The following is a 4808-nucleotide window of genomic DNA, read 5'->3' on the forward strand; positions in this document are numbered from 1 at the left end:
TTGTTCGCGTTTGGGTGTCGAAATCTTACGCGGATGTACTCACGACAACGAATTACTTGACATCGTTTTACATGCCAACACGTGGTTTGATGGACGGCGTCATGACGATGGTCCACGCGGCGACGCGTTGCCATTAGGCGCACGCATGTTGGCGATTGCGGATGCATTCGATGCGATGACAACGGACCACGTTTATCGTAATGCACTTAGTCGTGAACGCGCGATCCAAGAACTCGCCAAAGGCAGCGGCACTCAATTTGATCCCGAATTGGTGCTGGATTTTAGCAGCATGCTCGAAGATCGGCCTGAACTATTGCAAGGCGTTGTTGTCGATCGTTGGCTCAAACAACTGCAAAGTGACTCGGAATTATCGATTTGGAACTCCGGTTCCAACCACAAGCATGCGGGCGTGGTCAGCGGTGCGGGACAGGACGAGTTGTTTCTGAATTCGCTCGTCGGCCGACTCAAAGACGGCGTGGTGTTTACCGACAGCGAAGGGACGATCACCCGTTGGAATGACACGATGCAACATCTAACCGGGATCTCTTGTGATGCGATCCAGGGCAAAGCATGGAGCAACGAAACGGTTCGTTTGCGCGAGAGTGATTCGTCGCGTCAGCAGGGTTCCTGTATCGTCACACAATGTCTTCGTTCATCGAGTTCGATCCAGCGAAAAATGGTGATCGAACAACCTGGTGGCATCTCGACGCCCGTGCACGTTCAAGTGACACCGGTGACGGGAACCGAGCCTGGATGTCTGGGCACGGTGATCGTGATTCGCGATGTATCGGATGAAGCAAGCATGCTTCAAAAACTTGATTCACTGCATCAACAAGTCACTCGCGATCCTTTGACCGGGATTGCCAACCGAGCCTACTTTGACGAGCAACTGACGCTGTTGACTTCGCGGGCCAAGGCAGGCGGACCGACATTCAGTTTAATCATCTGTGACATTGATCACTTCAAACGGGTCAATGATGTGCATGGCCACCCGGCGGGCGATGAAGCGTTGATCCGTTTCGCCGAGATCTTGGAGAGTCATTCTCGCGACGGCGATTTAGTGGCTCGTTATGGTGGTGAAGAGTTTTTGTTGATCGCAAATAATTGTGACAACGCGACCACCACGAAGCGTGCGGAGGTGATTCGCGCGGCACTCGAGCGAACACCGCTGCCAAGTCTTGGCAACGAAGCGGTCACCGCTAGTTTTGGCGTGACTGAATATCAAGCGGGCGACACGGCCGAAACGATCCTCGCTCGATCCGACCGTGCTCTGTTGAAAGCGAAGGACAATGGACGCAATCGTGTCATTCAGCTTGGTTCAGGTAACCGGGCTGACGAGGCACCGGAAACGACCAAGCGGGGGTGGTTCGCCTGGTTCGACGCCAGCGAGATTGAGAAGAATAGCGAATTTGACATTCTGACGCCGGTTCCGACCGCGTTGGCGATCGAAAAGCTTCGCGGCTTTATCGCGGATCACGATGCCGAAGTGATTCATGTCACTGAGAATCAGGTGTCGATCAAGGTCAATGCAGTGTGTACCACCGGTGGCCGTCGTCGCGTGGATCATCAAATGGTGCTCAATGCACAATTGACCCTCAGTGAACAAAAACGCAGTGATTCGGTTATCCCGGCAGTGCGAAATTGGGGCGGAACGAAGGTCCACGTGATCATTCGTCCGATCCGGAATCGTGACCGCCGCAATCGAGCGCTGAAGCCTTGTATCGTGCAGCTTGTCTCGAGCTTGAAAAGCTATCTGATGGGTGAGATCGTCTCCGATTCGGATGTTTCGTAATTTGCTGCGTTTCGGTTTATCGAATCAAGGGGTTATTTCCCTGGCTTGTCTCGGGCGTTATCGTTCTAGGGTAGCGAGAAGTCTATTATTTCGACCCTAAAACGGAGCAAAATTGGCCATGGCTTACACATTGCCTGCACTGCCTTACGCGTACGATGCGCTGACGCCTCATATCGACGCTAAGACGATGGAAATCCATCACACCAAGCATCACCAGGCCTACATCACGAAGGTGAACGATGCGATCGCGGGTACCGATTTGGAAAGCAAGTCGATCGAAGATCTGATTTCCGATCTATCGGCCGTTCCTGAGGCCAAGCGGGGCGCGGTTCGCAACAACGGTGGTGGACACGCAAATCACTCGCTGTTCTGGACCGTGATGGGACCAAACAAGGGCGGCAGCCCAGCGGGCGATTTGGCCGCTGCGATCGACAAGGCCTGTGGTTCGTTTGACGCGATGAAAGAACAGTTTGCCAATGCGGCCGCAACCCGATTCGGTAGCGGATGGGCTTGGTTGTACGTCGAAGGTGGCGAGCTAAAAGTCGGCAGCACCGCCAACCAGGACAACCCCTTGATGGGCCAGTCGGTTGCCGGGATCAGCGGCACGCCGATCCTCGGTTTGGACGTTTGGGAGCATGCTTATTACCTGAACTACCAAAACCGTCGTCCCGACTACATCGCTGCGTTCTGGAACGTTGTCGATTGGGATGCCGTTGCCGATCGTTACGCTGCTGCAAAGTAGTTTGACGCAGCGAGCGATCGAGTGACTCGCGCGGCGTGTTGTAGGTTTAATTGATGAATTAAAGCGAGAGTTTGAGCTGTGGGCGTTAAGACGCCGGGGAATCCTCCAAGACCCGGCCGCTTACGCGTCGCGGCTCACTAAACAACAAGCCGCAAGCCGAGGCGGAACTCGAACGTGAACCAAACGAAAAGGCGTTGCCATGAACATGGCAACGCCTTTTTTCGTCTCTTCGTGATTTAGCCAGCGACGCTTGGCGGGCGATGATTGCCCAGGGGCAGCGCGTAAAAAAAACGGCGGACTCGAAAGTCCGCCGTTTGTCTTGTTGTTAATCGCAAGCGGTTGAGATCTTACTCTTCGTTGCTTGGTGGGAAGAGAGGACCGGCACTGCCTAGACCACCCTTCAGCTCGCCTTCGACCGACGATGCAGGGACTTGGTTCTCGGCTGCTTCAGCGGCAGCTGCAGCACGTTCTTGCTCTTCGCCCCATTCGACTCGTTTGAGCGACAGACCGATCTTGCGTTCGTCGGTATCGACTCGCAGGACCTTGACTTCGATGTCGTCGCCAACCTTGACCACTTCTTCAGGGTCTTCGACCTTTTGCTCAGCCAATTCGCTGATGTGCAAGAGGCCTTCGAGTCCGTCTTCTAGGCTGATGAAGACGCCGAAGTTGGTGATCTTGGTGACCTTGCCCTTGACCAATTGGCCCGGTTGGTACTTGTCTGGAATGTCGCCATCCCATGGGTCGTTATCAAGCTGCTTCAGTCCGAGTGCGATACGGCGACGCTCTTCGTCGACGCTCAAGACGCGGCAAGCGATCTCTTGGCCCTTTTCGAGCATTTCGCTCGGGTGACCGATCTTGCGAGTCCACGACATGTCGCTGACGTGCAGCAGTCCGTCGATGCCTTCTTCCAATTCGATGAACGCACCGTAGTTGGTCAGGTTTCGCACCTTACCGGTGACGTCGGTTCCCTCAGGATAACGCTCGAGCACTTCGTCCCAAGGATTCTTCTGAGTTTGCTTCATACCGAGCGACAGCTGTTGGCCGGCGGGGTCGACACCCAAGATCTTGACATCGATTTCGTCGCCGATGTTGACCAATTCGCTTGGGTGATTGACTCGCTTGGTCCAGCTCATTTCGCTGATGTGCACCAAGCCTTCGATGCCAGGTTCGAGTTTGACGAACGCACCGTAGCTCATCACGTTGACGACTTCGCCCTTGTGATCGCTGTTGACCGGGTACTTCTCTTCGATGTTTTCCCACGGGTTGCGGTCCTTCTGCTTCAAACCGAGAGCAATCTTTTGCTTTTCGCGGTCGATGTGCAGCACCTTGACTTCGATCTCTTGATCGATCGAAACCATTTCGGTGGGATGGCCAATTCGCTCCCATGCCATGTCGGTGATGTGAAGCAAACCGTCGATGCCGCCGAGGTCGACGAACGCACCGAAGTCGGCGATGTTCTTGACAACCCCTTTGCGGATCTGGCCGACTTCGAGTTCTTTCATCAAGTAGGCGCGATCTTCTTCGCGTTGACGTTCGATCAACGAACGACGGCTGATCACGATGTTGCGACGCATGTCGTCGATCTTCAGTACTTCGGCTTGGATCACGCGGCCGATGAAATCGCCGATGTCGCCGGGACGTCGAATGTCGACTTGGCTGCCGGGAAGGAAGACGTGGATCACGCCCAGCTCGACCAACAAGCCGCCCTTGATCTTGCGAACGACGGTACCGGTGACCACTTGGCCCTCGGCAACCTTGTCCATCATGTCTTCCCACTCGATGATCTTTTCCGCTTTGCGCTTGCTCAGCGAGATCATGCCGTAAGGATCGTCGGCCGCCCCGAGTTCATCCTCCATCTCTTCGATCAGGACTTTGACGGTATCGCCCACCTTCGGTGGCTCTTCATCGCCGCCCCACTCATCGAGACTGACGGTGCCTTCGCTCTTGAAACCGACGTCGATCAGTGCCCATTCGTCGTTGATTTCAACGATTCGGCCATCAACGAGTTTTCCCTGTGCATAATCTTGCTGTTCCGCTGCCAGGGCTTCAAAAAGCAACTCTTCGGCTTGGTCTGCAGGGACCAGCAGAGCCAATTCGGCTAGAATGTCGTCGTCTTCGAGATTGCGGATGAGGTTACGGTTGACCATGAAAATTGATACCAATTGAGCTTTGAACCTGTGGTGCGAGACATGCACCCGTTCAAAGTTCGGGGGGGGTTAGAGTGGTTTGTTTGTCTCTTAGCTTGACACATCATCAAGCGCCTAGTCGCGTAAC

Annotated in this window: 3 protein-coding genes; 2 read left to right on the forward strand and 1 reads right to left on the reverse strand. The window is 54.6% G+C overall.

Translation table 11 applies throughout. From position 1 onward, the window contains the following. Positions 1 to 1792: sensor domain-containing diguanylate cyclase/phosphohydrolase (locus RMSM_RS35690; protein WP_040771340.1), on the forward strand; the 1792-nt coding region annotated here is incomplete at its 5' end. Positions 1793 to 1910: 118 nt separating this feature from the next. Then, positions 1911 to 2534 (forward strand): superoxide dismutase, encoded by a 624-nt coding sequence (locus RMSM_RS35695; protein ID WP_008709484.1) that lies wholly within the window; start codon positions 1911 to 1913, stop codon positions 2532 to 2534. 347 nt (positions 2535 to 2881) lie between these two features. Here RMSM_RS35695 and RMSM_RS35700 read toward each other — a convergent pair whose 3' ends face one another. Then, positions 2882 to 4681, reverse strand: a complete 1800-nt coding sequence (locus tag RMSM_RS35700) for a 30S ribosomal protein S1 (protein ID WP_008709486.1) — start codon at positions 4679 to 4681, stop codon at positions 2882 to 2884. Positions 4682 to 4808: the final 127 nt, after the last annotated feature.

The sequence above is a fragment of the Rhodopirellula maiorica SM1 genome (genome assembly GCF_000346295.1).
Classification (GTDB): domain Bacteria; phylum Planctomycetota; class Planctomycetia; order Pirellulales; family Pirellulaceae; genus Novipirellula; species Novipirellula maiorica.